The sequence below is a fragment of the Demequina sp. NBRC 110057 genome, assembly GCF_002090175.1.
GTDB lineage: Bacteria > Actinomycetota > Actinomycetes > Actinomycetales > Demequinaceae > Demequina.
This window is the reverse complement of sequence record NZ_BBRN01000003.1, coordinates 428538-445924: the sequence shown is the minus strand read 5'-3', so window position 1 is coordinate 445924 and position 17387 is coordinate 428538. Positions and strand designations below refer to the sequence as shown.

At 69.5% G+C, this 17387-nt stretch carries 9 protein-coding genes; 6 read left to right on the top strand and 3 right to left on the bottom strand.

What is annotated here, in order from left to right:
- Window positions 1–63: 63 nt before the first annotated feature.
- The 3 genes from B7K26_RS02040 (at window position 64) to B7K26_RS02030 (ending at window position 6664) form a co-directional block, all read left to right on the top strand.
- Window positions 64–1671, top strand: a complete 1608-nt coding sequence (locus B7K26_RS02040; protein ID WP_084077013.1) for an ABC transporter permease subunit — start codon at window positions 64–66, stop codon at window positions 1669–1671.
- Between the two features lie 2 nt (window positions 1672–1673).
- Entirely contained in the window at window positions 1674–2564 is an 891-nt protein-coding gene (locus B7K26_RS02035) for a sugar ABC transporter permease (protein ID WP_084077012.1), read from the top strand.
- Window positions 2565–2833: 269 nt separating this feature from the next.
- A complete protein-coding gene (locus B7K26_RS02030; protein ID WP_084077011.1) occupies window positions 2834–6664 on the top strand; it encodes a glycosyl hydrolase 53 family protein in 3831 nt (1276 codons plus the stop codon).
- Window positions 6665–6727: 63 nt separating this feature from the next.
- Here the strand turns inward: B7K26_RS02030 and glgX are convergent, their stop codons facing one another.
- Both glgX and B7K26_RS02020 read right to left on the bottom strand, forming a co-directional pair.
- The gene (gene glgX / locus B7K26_RS02025; protein WP_143340417.1) at window positions 6728–8866 is read right to left on the bottom strand and encodes a glycogen debranching protein GlgX; all 2139 of its coding nucleotides are present in this window, start codon (window positions 8864–8866) and stop codon (window positions 6728–6730) included.
- A 65-nt stretch (window positions 8867–8931) separates the two neighbouring features.
- Entirely contained in the window at window positions 8932–9588 is a 657-nt protein-coding gene (locus B7K26_RS02020) for a DUF5701 family protein (protein ID WP_234998654.1), read from the bottom strand.
- A gap of 114 nt (window positions 9589–9702) precedes the next feature.
- Here B7K26_RS02020 and B7K26_RS02015 point away from each other — a divergent pair, with 114 nt between their 5' ends.
- The gene (locus B7K26_RS02015) at window positions 9703–10491 is read left to right on the top strand and encodes an electron transfer flavoprotein subunit beta/FixA family protein (protein WP_084077008.1); all 789 of its coding nucleotides are present in this window, start codon (window positions 9703–9705) and stop codon (window positions 10489–10491) included.
- A complete protein-coding gene (locus B7K26_RS02010) occupies window positions 10488–11438 on the top strand; it encodes an electron transfer flavoprotein subunit alpha/FixB family protein (RefSeq protein WP_084077007.1) in 951 nt (316 codons plus the stop codon). The genes B7K26_RS02015 and B7K26_RS02010 overlap by 4 nt, the downstream gene beginning before the upstream one ends.
- A gap of 274 nt (window positions 11439–11712) precedes the next feature.
- Here B7K26_RS02010 and B7K26_RS02005 read toward each other — a convergent pair whose 3' ends face one another.
- On the bottom strand, window positions 11713–12537 hold the full coding sequence (locus B7K26_RS02005; protein ID WP_084077006.1) for an oxidoreductase: 825 nt from the start codon (window positions 12535–12537) through the stop codon (window positions 11713–11715).
- A 148-nt stretch (window positions 12538–12685) separates the two neighbouring features.
- Between B7K26_RS02005 and B7K26_RS02000 the strand changes: the two genes are divergently transcribed.
- Window positions 12686–17350 carry an ExeM/NucH family extracellular endonuclease gene (locus B7K26_RS02000; protein WP_084077005.1) on the top strand — a complete coding sequence of 1555 codons (4665 nt, stop codon included), beginning with the start codon at window positions 12686–12688 and terminating at the stop codon, window positions 17348–17350.
- Window positions 17351–17387: the final 37 nt, after the last annotated feature.

Sequence of the window (17387 nt, the reverse complement as noted above, 5' to 3'; positions counted from 1 at the left end):
CCCGCCTCACTCTCCACCCGGGCGTAGGTCCGGCCAGTGATCAAAGACGAAGCAGGAGAGATGATGGCGAACGATGACGCGATCGCGGTGAAGGAGCCTCGGGCTCCGCGGGAGTCGCACGCGCGGCGTTGGAGCGGACTCGGATGGGGCTTCATCGCGAAGCTACTGATGATGGCGCTGGTGAATGCTCTCGGCCTCACCATCATCTTGTCGGCCTGGAATGCCGAGGCGTGGAGCATCCTCGCGGTCTCCGTGATCCTGCTGGTCGCCGCCGACATCATCTACTTCGCCAAGCGGACCCTGCCGTTGAAGTACCTGTACCCGGGCCTGATCTTCCTCGCGATCTTCCAGCTCTTCACGCTCGCCTACACGGGCTATGTGGCGTTCACCAACTACGGCACCGGCCACGCCGGTTCGCAGGAACAGGCGGTCGAGGCGACGCTCATTCAGAACGAGCGCCGCGTCGAGGGCACTCCCACCGTGCCGCTCGCCATCGTCCGCGACGGCGACACGCTCGGCTTCGCCGTCACCCAGGACGGCATCGTCTCGGTGGGAACCGAGGAAGACGTCCTTGAGCCCGTCAGCGGCGCCGTGGTCGACGACAGCGGCCGTGCGACCGAAGTCCCCGGCTGGGAGATCGTCACTCAGAACGACCTCTTTGCGGACCAGGCGCTTCAGCAGGACGTGATCGACCTCCGCGTGCCGGTCTCGGACGACGCCGAGGAGGGGTCGATGCGCACGCGCGACGGCTCGTCCGGTGCCATCTACCAGTCGTCCCTCGAGTGGGACGACGAGGCCCAGACCTTCACCGACAAGGAGACCGGTACGGTCTACGTCGCCGACCAGGAGACCGGTAACTTCGTCGCGGATGACGGTTCGAGGCTCCCGACCGGATGGTCCGTCACCGTCGGCTTCGACAACTTCGTCAAGGCGGTGACCGACCAGAACCTTGCCGGGCCGCTCCTGAAGGTCACGCTATGGACCTTCGCCTTCGCGATCCTCACGGTGCTGACGAGCTTCGGTCTCGGCTTGCTCTTCGCGCTGATCTACAACGACGACCGCATTCGCGGCCGCAAGTGGATGCGCACCATCTTCATTCTCCCGTACGCCTTCCCCGCGTTCATGTCCGCCCTGCTGTGGCGAGGCATGCTCAACCGCGAGTTCGGCATCATTAATGACTGGTTCTTCTTCGGCGCCGACATCAACTGGCTCGGAGATCCCTGGCTCGCAAAGTTCGCGATCCTGTGGGTCAACCTGTGGCTGAGCTACCCGTACTGGTTCCTGGTGTGCACCGGAGCGCTCCAGGCGCTTCCGAGCGAGACCATGGAGGCCTCGCGCATGGACGGCGCTGGCCGTTGGCGCCAGTTCCGCTCCATCACGCTGCCGTTGCTGATGGTCTCGACCGCGCCGCTCGCGATCTCGTCGTTCGCGTTCAACTTCAACAACTTCACGATCATCTACATGTTGACCGAAGGCGGACCGCCGTTCCCCGGCACGTCGGGCCTGGGCTCCACCGACATCCTGATCTCCGCGATCTACAACATCTCTGGAGTCTCGGGAGGATCGGCCGACTACGGTCTCGCATCGGCCCTGTCGATCATCGTGTTCATCGTCGTCGGAATCATCTCCGCGATTGCCTTCCGTCAGACCCGCAAGCTTGAGGAGATCTAGCCATGACTGAGGTCACCGCCCAGGCTCCCGCCCGCCGCACCCCCAGCCGCCGCGGGCGCTGGTGGGCCGAGATCGGCTGGAAGTACCCCGTCGCCGCCATCATCATCTTCTATGCGGCCTTCCCGCTGGTGTACGTCCTGTCGGCATCCCTGTCCTCGTCGGGGACGCTGTCGAGCACGTCGTCCCTCTTCTCTGACATCTCGTTCAGCAATTATGCGGCGCTGTCCGACACCTCGTACTGGACCTGGGTGGTCAACACCCTGATCGTCGGCGGCGCGTCGGCGCTCGGCGCTGTGTTCATGGGCGCGTGCGCGGCCTACGCGTTCTCGCGTTTCCGCTTCAAGGGGCGCCGCGGCGGACTCACCACGCTGCTGATCGTCCAGATGTTCCCGCAGACCGTCGCCTTCGTGTCCGTGTTCCTGCTGCTGACGGCGCTCGGCAACGTGGTTCCCGCTCTCGGCATCAACTCGAAGATCGCGCTGATCTGCGTCTATCTTGGCGGCGCGCTCGGCGCGAACACTTTCCTCATGTACGGCTTCTTCAACACGATCCCCAACGACATCGACGAGTCCGCGAAGGTCGACGGCGCCACGCACGCGCAGATCTTCTGGAAGCTCATCATGCCGCTCGTCACCCCCATCCTCGCGGTGGTGGGTCTGCTGGCCTTCATCTCGGCCTTCGGAGACTTCATCCTCGCCAAGATCGTGCTGGTGTCGCAGGACGAGTGGACCCTCGCGGTCGGCATGTACCAGTGGGTGTCGAACCAGCTCAGCGCCAACTGGGGCCTGTTCGCGGCGGGCGCGGTGATCGCGTCGCTGCCCGTCCTGGCCATCTTCCTGTCGCTCCAGAAGTACATCGTCGGCGGACTCACCGCCGGGTCGGTCAAGGGATAGCCCGGGGCCGATGCACCTTCACCCTCGACGCAGCGCGGCGTTCTCACCGTTGGGACCGGTCCCAACGGTGAGAACGCCGTCGCGCGCCGGGGGCTTTGTCGTCGCGGGCGCGCGCTACGGCACCGCCCGTGAATCCCGCCACCGACGGCGGCAACCGCGGGCCTGAACCCGCTCATCCCAGCACCGCCCGAGGCGCGCCGCGCCTCACTCCGCAGTAAAACCCCGTCACCAGCAGTACCCCGGATCAAGGACGATCGAAAGGAAGATCGATGGCACAGTTGCGATCAAGACTGGGAGCGGTCACAGCCACGGCTGCGATCAGCGCCCTCGCGGTGGGAGGGTTGTCAGGAGCGGCAGTCGCCGCCGACGATGAGGCGGTCGATGCGGGCATCACGGTGCCCAAGGTCGAGGGCCTCGCCGATGACTTCATGAACGGCGTCGACGCCTCGTCGATCCTGTCGCTTGAGGAGTCCGGCGTCACCTTCAAGGACTTCGAGGGTCACGAGGCCGACGTGTTCGACGTCATGGCCGAGGCGGGAGTGAACTACTCACGCATCCGCGTGTGGAACGACCCGTACGACTCGGAGGGCAAGGGCTACGGCGGCGGCACCGTCGACGCCGAGCGCGCCACGGAGATCGGGCTGCGCTCCACCGAGGCCGGGATGAAGGTCTTCCTCGACTTCCACTACTCCGACTTCTGGGCGCACCCTGGCCAGCAGCAGGAGCCCAAGGCCTGGAAGGACATGTCCGTCGACGAGAAGGCGGAGGCGCTGTACGACTACACCGTCGACACGCTCGAGTCGATGGACGCGGCCGGCGTGGACATCGGCATGGTCCAGATTGGCAACGAGACCACCAACCTCGAGCTCGCGGGCGAGGCATGGCCCACCTCCGGCGCCCTGTTCAAGGCGGGGGCCGATGCGGTGCGCGACACCCTGGGTGACGACGTCAAGGTGGCCATTCACTTCACCAACCCCGAGCGCGGCACCTACATGGGCTACGCCGAGAAGCTCGACAAGGGCGCCGACGGCATTGCCGACACCGGCGACGAGATCGAGTACGACGTGTTCGCCTCGTCGTACTACGCGTACTGGCACGGGACGCTGACGAACCTCACCTCGCAGCTGTCGAATGTGGCGTCCACCTACGACAAGGACGTCATCGTCGCCGAAACCTCGTGGAACTACACGCTCGAGGACGGCGACGGCCACGAGAACACGATCCGGTCGTCGACCGCGAGCGACAAGTACTCGTCAACGGTCCAGGGCCAGGCCCTCGCGATCCGCGACGTGATCGACGCCGTGGCGCAGGTGGGTGACGCCGGACTTGGCGTCTTCTACTGGGAGCCCGCGTGGATCCCCGTCGGCACCCCGGCTGAGCTGGAATCCAACATGGCGCTGTGGGAGGAGTTCGGCTCCGGCTGGGCCGCCTCGTACGCGGGGGAGTACGACCCCGATGACGCCGGCAAGTGGTACGGCGGCTCCGCCTGGGACAACCAGGCAATGTTCGACTTCGACGGCAACCCGCTCGAGTCGCTACGCGTGTTCGACTACGCGAAGACCGGCTCGGTTGCCCCGCGCGAGGTCGACTCGATCCAGCGTCCCTCCATCACCGTGACCGACGGTGACGCCATCACCCTGCCGTCCACCGTCACGGTGTCCTTCACCGACGGCACCACCGAGACCGAGATGGTCACCTGGGCCGCCAAGGCGTCCTGGATCACTGGTCGCGGCGTCTACGAGATCGCGGGCACCACGGCGAGCGGCTACGAGACCACCGCGACGGTGACCGTCCGTGACGCCAGCGGCGCCGGCGAAAACATCCTGGTGAACCCCGGCTTCGAGGACGGCAAGTCCCCGTGGGAGACCACGGGCACCGGCATCACCATCCCGTCGACCTCGGACGTGATCTCTGGCGCCTCCGCGGCACACTTCTACAGCGGCGGCGACTTCACCTTCACGGTCACGCAGACGCTCGAGGACGTGCCCGCGGGCGACTACGTGCTCAGCGCGAGCGTGCACGGCGAAGCCCTGGGTGACGACGACACGGCCACCCTGACGCTCGCCTCCGGCATCGCGTCGCAAAGCGCGGACCTGTCCCTCAACGGCTGGCAGAATTACGACACCCCGTCGACCTCGGTCGTGAGCGTCGTCGAGGGCGCCCGCGTTACCGTGTCCGCGCAGTTCGACCTCTCCGCGGGCTCGTGGGGAGCGCTCGACGACTTCCAGCTGGTGGCGGAGAACCCGATGCCGGTGGCGGACACCGCCGCCCTCGAGTCCCTCGTCGATGAGGCCGCGACGTACAGCGCCGACGACTACTCGGTGGCGTCCTACGCGGCCCTCACCAGGGCTGTCGCTCGCGGCCAGTGGGCCCTGGGCGTGTCCGCCCCGAGCCAGGCCACGGTCGACGGCGCCGCGACGGCGCTGCAGTCCGCCATCGACGGGCTCGTGCCAGGCGACGGCACCATCCCGGATCCGACGGTGGACCCCGTCGCGATCACTGTGGTCGACGGCGAGGACATCGTCCTGCCCTCGACTGTCACGGTGACGTCGTACGACGAGACGACCACGACCGAGACGGTGACGTGGAACGACTCGGTCGAGTGGATCGACGGTCCCGGTGTCTACACCGTGACCGGCACCACCGCGAACGGCTGGATCGCGACCGCGACCATCACCGTGACCGAGTCCGCGCTGCTGCTCAACGGCGGCTTCGAGAACGGCTTCGAGGACGTGGCCCCCTGGGACATCACCGCGTCGCCGTGGCCGGATGCCGAGGTCGGGACCTTCTGGGTCTCGGGCGACGACAAGCGCTCGGGCGACTACTCGCTCAACTTCTGGAACGGCACGGGGGCGGAGTTCTCCGGCACCGCCACCCAGGAGGTCACGGGCCTTGAGCCTGGCACCTACACGCTGAGCGCGTGGCTCACGGGCGGCGAGACCGCGGAAGTGTCGCTCACCGCGACCACGTCCGAGGGCTCCGAGGCGACCGCCATGGTGCTGCCCGGCTGGGGCAACTGGGCCGAGTACACCACCACCGCGGTGGTCGGCGAGGACGGCGTGCTCACTGCCGAGATCGGCGGCACCTACCAGGCCGGCGCGTGGGGCTACGTCGACGACGTCACCCTGACCGCCGTCGACGAGCCGGTCGCGGCCGACACCGCGGCGCTCGAGGGTGCCCTCGCGGACGCCGCGGCGACCGACCGCGGCACCTACACTCCCGCGTCGCTCAAGGCGCTCGACCTCGCGGTCGAGAAGGGCAACGTGGTGCTGGGCGCCGCCGCTCCCAAGCAGGAGAGGGTGGACGCGGCGACCGCCGCCATCGAGTCCGCACTCGACGCGCTCGTGGAGAAGGCCGACACCTCGGCCCTCGCCGCGGCCATCGACGAGGCGCTCGCGATCGACACCGCGGGCTACACCGATGCGTCCGTCGCGGAGCTCGAGGCCGCGATCGCCGCCGGCGACGTGGTTCTTGCCGACGCGAATGCCACGCAGTCCGCGGTGGACGGTGCCACGGCGTCGATCGCCGACGCGATCGCCGGGCTGGTCGAGGTCACCGACCCGGTGACGCCGACGCCGGAGCCCACCGTCGATCCCACCACGGACCCGGAGCCGACCACGGACCCGGAGCCCACGGAGGAGCCGACGACGGAGCCCACCACGGGCCCGACCGAGACGCCGGAGACCGGCGGCGACCCGACGATCCAGATCGGCGGCTTCGAGGACGGCGAGGTGCCCACCCTCAACCCCGGCGACTCGATCACGATGCGCCTCACGGGCATGCCGGGAGACGAGGTCGAGGTGGGCATCGCGTCCACCTACCAGCGCCTCGCCACCGCCGCGCTTGTCGACGGTGCGGCGACGGTCACGGTGACCATCCCGCTCGACATGGAGGCCGGCACACACCACCTCCAGGTGCGTGACGCGGACGGCAACATCCTCGCGCAGTACGAGGTGACGGTGGTGGCGGAAGCCGGGACGGACGGCTCGCTGTCCACGACCGGTGTTGATGGTGCCGCCTCCGCCGCGCTCCTCGCACTGGCGCTCGGCCTCATGACGGCCGGTGGCGTGATCCTCACGCGCCGCCGCGCCGAGGCCTAGGCAGGGAAGGACGAGGGGGCGGCACCCACACGGGTGCCGCCCCCTCGTCCCGTTCTCGGGCGCCTACTCGGAGGACAGCAGGAGGCGCATCGTCCTCGCCTCGAGCACCTGCTCCTCGCCGGGCTCCACCGTCTCCAGGGGGACCCCCACGGGCGACTCCCACGCCGAGTCCCACACGATCTGCCAGGCCGCTCCGGCATCGGCCGGGGTGACGACGCTCGCGGCGTCGTTGGAGCCGTTGACGATGAGGAGGGCGTCGCGCTCGCCCTCGTCGGACAGCGACCGCATGAACTGCAGGACGCGCGTGCGGGGGTCCTCCCACCAGTCCTCGTTTTCCGGCTGGCCGTCGGCCATGAACCACGCGGAGTCGGCGCGCGGGTTGTCGTCGCCGGGATGCGGGTCGCGGCCCTCGTAGAACTCCGCCGGCCGCAGCACGCGGTTCTCGCGGCGCAGCGCGATGACGTGCTGCACTGTCGCGCGCAGGTCCGCCTGCCAGGGGTGCCACGCCCAGTCCAGCCACGAGATCTCGTTGTCCTGGCAGTAGGCGTTGTTGTTGCCGCCCTGGGTGTTGCCCATCTCGTCGCCCGCGAGAAGCATCGGCGTGCCGGCGCTGAGCAGAGTGGTGCCCAGCATGTTGCGGACCGCTCGCCGGCGCATCGCGTTGATGTCGGCGTCGCTGGTCTCGCCCTCGAAGCCGTGGTTCCAGGAGCGGTTGTTGTCAGTGCCGTCCCTGTTGTCCTCGCCATTGGCCTCGTTGTGCTTGCCGTTGTAGGCGGTGAGGTCGTACGTGGTGAAGCCGTCGTGACAGGCAACGAAGTTGACCGAGGCCATCGGCCCGCGCATGAGCGGCGGGTCCGTGTGGCCGAACAGGTCGGAGGATCCGGCGAGGCGCGTCGCGAGCTCGGGCGCCGTGGGGTGGTGGCGGCCGCCGCGCGCCATGTCCTGCAGCCAGAACGAGCGGATCTTGTCGCGGAAGCGGTCGTTCCACTCGGCCATCGGGGCGGGGAAGTTGCCCACCTGCCAGCCGCCCATGCCGGTGTCCCACGGCTCGGCGATCAGCTTGGTGCCGCCGATGACCGAGTCCATGGTGATGCCGACGAGGAACGGGTGGCGCGTGGAGAAGCCGTGGCCCGTGCGACCCAGGGTGGCGGCGAGGTCGAAGCGGAACCCGTCGACGCCCACCTCCTCCGTCCAGTAGCGCAGCGAGTCCATCGCCATCTGCACCACGCGCGGGTGGGCGAAGTCGAGGGTGTTGCCCGTGCCGGTGGTGTCGTCGTAGTGGCCGGGGGAGTGCGGCTGGTGCCGGTAGTAGGCGTGATTGTCGAGCCCCCGCCACGACAGGGTCCTGTCTCCCCAGCCCGCCTCGGCGGTGTGGTTGTAGACGACGTCGAGGATGACCTCGAGCCCCGCCTGGTGCAGCAGGTCCACCATTCCCACGAACTCGTCGAGCACTCCCTGGGCGCCCTTGGCGCGCGCCTCCTGGGTCGCGTACGCGGCGTGGGGGGCGAAGAATCCCATCGTCGAGTACCCCCAGTAGTTGGTGAGGTCCATGTTCTCGAGGTGGGGCTCGGAAGCGAACGCGTGGACCGGCAGCAGCTCGACAGTGGTGATGCCGAGCGACGTCAGGTACTCGATCGATGCGGGGTGAGCCAGGCCCGCGTAGGTGCCGCGCAGGTGCTCGGGGACGTCCCGCATCTGCTGCGTGAAGCCCTTCACGTGGAGCTCGTACACCACCGTGTCCTCCCACGGGATGTAGGGACGCGGCGTCTGCCACGAGCCGCCGGGCTCGGCCGTCACCACCGAGCGGGGAACGAGCGGCGCGGTGTCCGTGTCGTCCTTATTCGACAGCAGCGCCTGCGCGCGCGGGTCGTTCATGGGGGTGAGGCCGCCCTCGATGCCGCGGCCGTAGGGGTCGAGGAGAAGCTTGGCCGGGTTGTAGCGGTGTCCCTTCTTGGGAGCCCAGGGGCCGTGCGCCCTGAAGCCGTAGCGCTGGCCCTCGCCGATGCCGGGGACGAACGCGTGCCACACGCCAGCGGTGGGGCCGAACAGCTCGAGGCGGGTCTCCGCATCGGCCTCGTCGAAGAGAGCTAACTCGACCTTGGTGGCGTGCCCGGCGTAGACGCCGACCACGGCGCCGCCGTCCACGAGGTGAACCCCCAGCCGGTGAGGCGTGGGGGACGGGGTCGCGCCATCGATGCTCATGGCCTCATTGTGCCTGGCAGGGGTCGTCATGGGGAGGTCCTCCGCGTGTCGTTCCGTGACCGGTCTCAGTGGCGCCCGGCTGCGGACGCGATGCCCAGCCACGTGTGAGGCACCTTGTCGAAGCACCAGCCGAGCTTGGGGGAGCGCTCGGAGATCCACAGTGCGGGGACGCGCTTGTCGCCCCGCGTGGAGCCATCGAGCATGAAGCAGTGGTTCTTGACGAGCATTTCGGGGTGGGCCGCGACGAGGGAGAGGCCCTCGGCGATCGTCAGGGGAGAACGGCGACGCTCGGCGAGCACGGGCCGCGTCTGCGCTGGCGCCACGCCCCTGAACTCGTCGCCGCGATCGATACCCGTGAGGAGGTACACGGGCGCATCCGGTACCCCCAGCTCCTCGCGCACCCGGTACGGGGCGAGCCCCTCGCCGCCGTGATTGCGGTCGAGGATTCCCTCGCGTGCCGAGCCCGCCAACCGCAGCCGCGGCACCCTCACCGCCGGGTCGACGAGGGCGTCCGTCACCACCGCAAGAAAGGGAAGGGTACCCGCCGCCGCATCGGCCTCCTGCCCCAGTCCGAGGGCCGATGCCTGGGCCGCCACGGGCGCGAACAGCGCGCGAAAGTCGGCCAGCTCCATCCCGGCCAGTGCCGGGTAGCCTGCGGCGACGTAGGCGTCGACCTGGCGGTCGAGCTCGGGCAGTGTCGGGGCGGACGTGGCGGCGTTCACGGGCATCTCCTTGGAGCGTCGGCGGTGGCGTCACGCCAGAACGCCCGGAGGGCCCGCGCTGTTCCCGTCGCGCACGCGCGTGCGGGGCGCGGACGCACCGCTAGGCTGAGCCTCATGCGCATCCTGGTCACGGTCAAGCACGTCCCCGACCTTCAGTCGCAGCGGTCCTTCACCGAGGGCCGCGTGACCCGCAGCGGGGACGACGGCACGATGAACGAGCTGGACGAGAACGCCGTCGAGGCTGCACTGCAGCTCGTCGAGGCGGCGGGCGAGGGAGAGGTCTACGCCCTCACGGTGGGCGGGCCCGATGCCGTCGCCGCCGTCCGCAAGGCTCTCCAGCTGGGCGTCCACCACGCCATCCACGTCTCGGACGAGGCCATCGCCGACTCGGACGTCTTCGGGACCGCCACGGTCATCGCCGCCGCCGTCCGCAAGGTCCACGAGGAGGCCCCGCTCGACCTCGTCATCACCGGCATGGCGGCCCTCGACGGCCTCACGTCGATGCTGCCCACCGCGCTCGCGGCCGAGCTCGACTGGTCCCAGGCGACCCTCGCATCGGCCCTGTCCGTGGCCGACGGCGAGGTGACGATCGAGCGCCACCTGCCCGACGCTCACGAGACCCTCGTGGCCCCGCTGCCCGCCGTAGTGTCCGTCACCGACGAGGCGAACAAGCCGCGCTACCCCAACTTCAAACTCATCATGGCCGCCCGCAAGGCCCCGGTCGCGCAGTGGTCGCTCGCCGACCTCGGCGTGGACGCCTCCGCCGTGGGCAAGGCCGGCGCGCGCACCGTCGTCGTGGACGCCTCGCCGCGTCCGGCGAAGGAGAACCGCGTGAAGATCACCGACACGGGAGACGCGGGCACGCAGCTCGCCGACTTCCTCATCGAGAAGGGACTCGCATGACCACCGTCGCCGTCCTCGTCGACCACCGCGACGGCGCCGTCACGCGCCCGTCGCTCGAGGCCCTCACCCTCGCCCGCACGCTCGGCACCCCCGTGGCAGTGTGGCTCGGTTCCGCTCCCGCGGCCGATGCCGCCGCGCTCCTTGGCGAGTACGGCGCCACCGAGGTGCGCGTCGTCGACGCGGCCGATGCCAGGGTCGCCTCGCGTGCCGCGGCGGCCCTGGGCGCAGCATCGGCCGACGCCGATGTGGTGCTCGTCATCTCGACCTTCGTCACCAAGGAGATCGCCACCCGGCTCGCGCTCGCGACCGGCGCCGGCGTCGTGGTGGACGCCGCCGGGGCGGAACTCGTGGACGGCAAGGTCGAGACCTTCCAGACCGTCTTCGCCGCCACGTGGGACGTGCGCACCCGCATCGAGTCCGACAAGGCGATCGTGGGCATCCGCCCCAACACGACCATCGCCGCCCCCGCCGAGGCCGCTGGCGCGGCGACCGTCGTGGACGTGGAAGTCGAGCTTCCCGCCACGCGCGAGCGCATCACCCACGTCGAGGCAGTCGAGCAGGGCGAGGGAGTCCCGCTAGCCGAGGCTCCCGTGGTGGTGTCCGGCGGCCGCGGCACGGGCGGCGACTACGCGCTCGTGACGGAGCTGGCAGAGCTGCTGGGCGGCGCCGTGGGCGCGTCCCGCGACGCGACCGACGAGGGCTGGATCAGCCACGAGCACATGGTGGGCCAGACCGGCACCACCGTGACCCCCGCGCTGTACGTCGCGGCGGGCATCTCGGGCGCGGTGCACCACCGCGGCGGCATGCAGGCGTCCGGCACCATCGTGTGCATCAACATGGACCCCGAGGCGCCCATCTTCGAGATCTCCGACTTCGGCGTCGTCGGATCGCTGTTCGACGTGATCCCTCAGGCCGTCGCACGCATCAAGGAGCACCGCGGGGCCTGACCCCGCTCGGCACTCGGCCCCGGCCGCCCGTGAGGGTGGCCGGGGCCGAGTCGCGTGTGTGGGCTGGCGTGGCCCAGAGGCCCGTGTCCCGGCGCGCCCGCCCGGAGCCGCGTCCCTGGCCGCGTGACGACGTGACGGTTCCTCGCCGCGACACGCCGTCCCGAGCCGGCGTGTCGCGGCGTGTCGGGCAGCCCTACCGTCGCTTCGTCACGGCGGAGGCCGGCGGGACCGGGTGGTGATGGGGTGGCGTGGGCAGGAGCGTGCGGCGGGCGGCTCAGCCGCGGGTGTCGATCGACAGCCCCAGCTCCTCCCAGCGCTCCACCTCGTCGGCGAGGGCCGCGGCCTTGGCCGCGCCCTGCGTGAGGGCGTGGCGGCCCGCCAGGAGGTGCAGCGGGGGAGTGTCGAGCTCGGCGATCTGGAGCATCACTCGCGCCAGGGCGTGCGGGTCGCCCGGCTGATTGCCGGGCAGGTGGTCGATGCGCTCCCAGTAGGGCTCCATGACGTCGGCGTAGTCGGGATGAATGTCGCGCACCTTGGCGCCGGACGGGATCCACTGCGACAGCACCGGGCCCGGCTCCAGGATGGACACCCTGATTCCCAGGTGTGCGACCTCCTTGGCGAGCGACTCCATGAAACCCGAGACCGCCCACTTGGATGCGCAGTAGTAGCCCATGCCCGCCGAGCCGCGCACTCCCGCGATCGAGGACACCGTGATGACGTGGCCAGCGCGGCGCTCGCGCAGGTGCGGCAGCAGCGCCGTGGTGAGGTCGGCGGCGCCCCAGAAGTTGGTGTCCATCACGCGCCGGGCCTCGACGGGGTCCGACTCCTCGATGGTCGAGAAGTAGCCGATGCCCGCGTTGTTGACGAGCACATCGATGGGCCCCACGGCGGTCGCGGCCGCCACGGCATCGGCGATCGAGGCGGGGTCGGTCACGTCGAGCGCGAGGGCCGTCACCGTGTCGGGATGGTCGGCGACGAGGTCCTCGAGGGTCTCGGTGCGCCTGGCGGTCGCGATCACCGCGTGGCCCGCGTCGGCGGCGGCCTGGGCGGTCGCGCGCCCGATGCCGGTGGAGCAGCCGGAGATGAACCAGGTGGCCATGATGTCCTTCCGTCGGTGGATGCGTTCCACCCTACGGCGTGCGCAACATGCCCGACACGGAGTGTTCACGGAGATTTATCCGCTTTGTCAGGCATCTGAGAACGAACCTGGCTAGCGTGAGCAACACGCCTACTGCCAGGGAGTTTTCATGCGCCTCCGCATTCCCGCCGTCACAGCACTGTCGCTGATGGGGGTGAGCGCCCTCGTGGCCGCCCCCGCTCAGGCGGCCGACGGCACCACCTTCGCCGACGACCTCTTCATCTCCGAATACGTGGAGGGAGGTGGCTTCAACAAGGCCCTCGAGATCTACAACGGCACCGACGCCGACGTGGACCTGAGCGACTACGCCGTCGAGCCGTATCAGAACGGCGCGACCACCCGATCGTCCAGCATCGGGCTCGAGGGAACGCTCGCCGCGGGCGAGACCTACGTGCTGGCCAGCAACAACACCAGCGGCACCAACGACGTGGCCGCCCTCGCCAACCAGGTCTCGGGCTCCGTCCAGTGGAACGGCGACGACGCCGTAACGCTGGTGAAGGACGGCGAGATCATCGACGTCATGGGCACCGTGGGGGAGCGGCCCACCTGGGGAACGGACGTCACGCTCGTGCGCGACGCCTCCGTCTGCGCGGGCGTCACCACGTATGACGCCTCGCAGTGGGAGAGCCTCGCCAAGGACACGGTGACGGGCCTGGGCGCGCACGAGTCGGTGTGCGGTCCCGACGGCTCGACCGACCCCGGCGAGGGTGACGGCGACGGCGGCGAGGACCCCGTCGAGGGTGAGCTCATGCCCATCGGTGCCGTCCAGGGCAACGCCGTGGCCTCGCCCGTCGCCGGCAGCGTCGTGACGGTCGAGGGCATTGTGGTCGGTGACTACGAGGGCCCCAACTCCGAGGGCAACCTGCGCGGGTTCTACGTCCAGAGCCGCGACGGCGAGCACGACGACGACCCGGCCACGTCGGAGGCCGTCTTCGTGTTCAACAACGGCGCCGACGAGGTGGACCTGGGCGACGAGGTGTCGGTGACCGGCACCGTCTCGGAGTACCAGGATCAGACCCAGATCTCGTCGACCTCCGTCGAGACGCTGTCCACCGGCGGCGAGGCGACCCCCGTCGAGGTGTCGCTGCCCTTCGCCGATGCCGTCGAGGCCGAGCGCTACGAGGGAATGCTCGTGACGTTCCCCGACGAGCTGACCGTCACCGAGGTGTACCTGCTGGGCCGCTTCAACGAGGTGACCCTGTCAGGCATCGGCAAACTCGACCAGCCCACCGCCGTGGTGGAGCCCGGTGCCGAGGCGACCGCGCTCCAGGCCAGCAATGACCTCGCCACCATCAAGGTCGACGACGCGATCAACCTGCAGAACGTCGACCCGATGGGCCGCGGCGGGGAGCCGCTGAGCGCCGAGAACACCCTGCGCGGCGGTGACACCGTCACCGGCCTCACCGGCGTGATGACCTACACGTGGTCGGGCAACTCGGCCTCCGGCAACGACTGGCGCGTCCGCCCCGTGAGCGCGGATGCCGCCACGCCTGACTTCCAGGCGACCAACGCGCGGCCCACCGAGGCCCCCGAGGTGGGTGGCGACGTGAAGGTAGCCGCCTTCAACGTCCTGAACTACTTCCTCTCCACTGGCTCGGGCAATATCTGCGGCCCGGACGGCTACCAGCAGGAGTGCCGCGGCGCCGACAGCGCCGAGGAGCTCGATCGTCAGACCACCAAGCTCGTCGAGGCCCTCGTGGCGCTCGACGCGGATGTCATCGGCATGGCCGAGCTGGAGAACACCACCGGCGTCGAGCCCCTTGCCGAGCTCGCCGAGGCGATGAACGCCGCGACCGACACGGACACCTGGTCCTACGTCGACACCGGGACCGTCGGCACCGACACCATCCGGGTGGGCTTCCTGTACGACTCCGGCGCCGTGAGCGAGGTCGGCGACTACGCGGTGCTCGACAACTCTGTCGACCCGAGCTTCGACGACGACAACAACCGCCCGTCGGTGGCCCAGACGTTCGAGGACGGCGAGGGCGAGACCTTCACCGTCGTCGCGAACCACTGGAAGTCGAAGGGCTCGTGCCCCAGCTCCGGCGTGAACGCCGACGCCGGTGACGGCGCCAGCTGCTGGAACGGGGCCCGCACCGCGGCCGCCGAGTCGCTCGTGTCCTGGCTCGACACCCACCCCACGGGCGTCGAGGACGACGACTACATCGTCATGGGCGACCTGAACTCGTACGGCCAGGAGGACCCCATCCAGGTCCTGCGCGACGCCGGCTACGTGGAGCTCGGCGACGACTACTCCTACGTGTACGACGGCCAGTGGGGCTCGCTCGACTACGCCTTCGCGTCCTCCTCGATGGCAGAGCAGGTGACCGGCGCCGAGCACGTCCACATCAACTCGGACGAGCCCGGGGTGCTGGACTACAACACCGAGTTCAAGTCGGCCTCGCAGATCGAGTCCCTGTACGCCCCGGACATGTACCGCACCTCGGACCATGACCCGGCGCTCATCGGCCTCGACCTCGGCGACGGCGCGCAGCCCGCGGAGACCACCACAGTCCAGGTGCTGGGCACCAACGACTTCCACGGCCGCATCCTCCCCAACTTCGCCTCCGGCGAGGCGGGCGCCGCGGTCATGGCGGGCGCCGTCGACCAGCTCCAGTCGGAGCACACCAACTCGGTGTTCGCCGCCGCGGGCGACCTCATCGGCGCCTCGTCGTTCGCGAGTTCCGTGGCGCAGGACAAGCCCACCATCGATGTCCTGAATGCCATGGGCCTCGACGTCTCGGCGGTGGGTAACCACGAGTTCGACCAGGGCTACGACGACCTCACCGAGCGGGTCATGAACCCCGACGCGGAGATGGGCGGCGCCACCTGGGAGTACCTGGGTGCCAACGTCCGCCACGCTGACGGCTCGGCGGCGCTCCCCGAGACCTGGATGGCGACCTTCGACAACGGCACCGTGGACGAGTCGGACGACGTCCGCATCGGCTTCACCGGCGTCGTGACCGACGAGACGCCCACCCTGGTCTCGCCCGCCGGCATCGAGGGCCTCACGTTTGAGTCCGAGGCGGTCGCTGCCAACCGTTCCGCCGCGGTGCTCGAGGACGAGGGTGCCGACGCGATCATCCTCCTGGTTCACGAGGGCGCGCCCTCGTCGGACTACGCTGACGCGGTCGACACGAGCAACGACTTCGGCGCGATGCTCGCGGACCTCGATGACTCCATCGACGCCGTCATCTCCGGCCACACCCACATGCTGTACGACCACGAGGTCCCCGTGGGCGGCTGGACGGACCGCGACTTCGGCCGCCCCGTCGTCTCCGCCGGCCAGTACGGCATGAACCTCAACGAGCTGGTCTTCGAGTTCGACAACGCGACCGGCGAGCTCGCCGGCATCGAGTCGGACGTGGTCAACCTCACCGAGACCCGCCAGGTCGACCCGGACTGCGTGGCGACGGACACCGAGCCGTGCGCGACGGAGCCGGTCTTCGCCGCCGACCCCGAGGTCCAGGCCATCGTGGACGCCGCCGACGAGGCCTCCGAGGAGCTCGGGGCCCGCGAGATCGGCGAGGTGAGCGAGCCGCTGTACCGGGCCCGCACCGCCACCGGCACCTCCGGCTCCAGCCGCGGCGCCGAGTCCACCCTCGGCAACGCTGTCGCCGACGTCCAGCTGTGGGCGACGCGCGACAACGGAGCCCAGATCGCGTTCATGAACCCCGGCGGCCTGCGTGCCGACCTTCTGGGTGCCGCGGGTGGCACTGGCGAGTACCCCTCGCCGGTGACGTACCGCCAGGCCTACGACGTCCAGCCGTTCGGCAACACGCTGACGACCATGACGCTCACCGGTCAGCAGATCGCCAGCGTGCTCGAGGAGCAGTGGCAGCCGGGCGAGACCCGGCCGTTCCTGAAGCTCGGCGTGTCCGAGGGCTTCGAGTACACCTACGACCCCGATGCAGCCGAGGGTGAGCACATCCTCCAGATGTGGCTCGACGGCGAGCGGGTCGACCTCGACGCTGAGTACACCATCGTCACCAACTCGTTCCTCGCGAGCGGCGGCGACGGCTTCACCACCTTCGCCGAAGGGGCCGACGCCACCGACACCGCCCGCGTGGACTCCGACATCATGGTGGGCTACCTTGCCGAGAACGGTTCGCTCGGCACCGAGTACGACCAGCGTGCCATCGGTGTCGACACCGAGTCGCTGACCGTAGGCGCGGGCGACGAGGTGACGTTCGACCTGTCCTCGCTCATGTTCACCGGCGCCCCCGACAAGGTGGACCAGAACGTGGTGGTGAGCCTTGACGGCGAGGAGCTGGGCACGTTCCCGGTGACCAACACCCTGCCCACCGACCTGTTCGACGAGCAGGGCACGGCGACCGCCACGGTCACCATCCCGGCCGATGCCGAGGGCGAGACCGTCCTCACGGTCGAGGGTGACGTGACGGGAACCTCGTTCCCGATCGCGCTGACGGTCGAGGGTGGCGAGCCCGTGGTGCCCACGTGCGACGTGTCGTACGACATCCACGGCCAATGGCCCGGCGGCTTCATCTCGCAGCTGTGGATTACCAACACCGGCGACGAGACCATCAACGGCTGGGAGCTCGGTTGGGAGTTCGCGGCGGGCGAGAAGGTCGGCAACGGCTGGTCGGGCATGTGGAGCCAGGACGGCGCGGCCGTGACGGTCGACTCGATGTCCTGGAACGGCACGCTGCGCCCGGGTCAGTCCGTGACGATCGGCTTCGTGGGGCAGTCCGCGAAGGCAGCCCAGGACGTCACGGAGTTCACCCTCAACGGTGAGGCCTGCACGGCCTCCTAACCGCTGCACCACGGAGGGCCGATGCGGATGGCGACAT

What these genes read in the sequence shown, in the direction of transcription:
- B7K26_RS02005 (WP_084077006.1), bottom strand. Translation starts at nt 12,537, where the DNA reads ATGGCCACCTGGTTCATCTCCGGCTGCTCCACCGGCATCGGGCGCGCG.
- B7K26_RS02030 (WP_084077011.1), top strand. Translation starts at nt 2,834, where the DNA reads ATGGCACAGTTGCGATCAAGACTGGGAGCGGTCACAGCCACGGCTGCG.
- B7K26_RS02035 (WP_084077012.1), top strand. Translation starts at nt 1,674, where the DNA reads ATGACTGAGGTCACCGCCCAGGCTCCCGCCCGCCGCACCCCCAGCCGC.
- B7K26_RS02000 (WP_084077005.1), top strand. Translation starts at nt 12,686, where the DNA reads ATGCGCCTCCGCATTCCCGCCGTCACAGCACTGTCGCTGATGGGGGTG.
- glgX (WP_143340417.1), bottom strand. Translation starts at nt 8,866, where the DNA reads ATGAGCATCGATGGCGCGACCCCGTCCCCCACGCCTCACCGGCTGGGG.
- B7K26_RS02015 (WP_084077008.1), top strand. Translation starts at nt 9,703, where the DNA reads ATGCGCATCCTGGTCACGGTCAAGCACGTCCCCGACCTTCAGTCGCAG.
- B7K26_RS02010 (WP_084077007.1), top strand. Translation starts at nt 10,488, where the DNA reads ATGACCACCGTCGCCGTCCTCGTCGACCACCGCGACGGCGCCGTCACG.
- B7K26_RS02040 (WP_084077013.1), top strand. Translation starts at nt 64, where the DNA reads ATGGCGAACGATGACGCGATCGCGGTGAAGGAGCCTCGGGCTCCGCGG.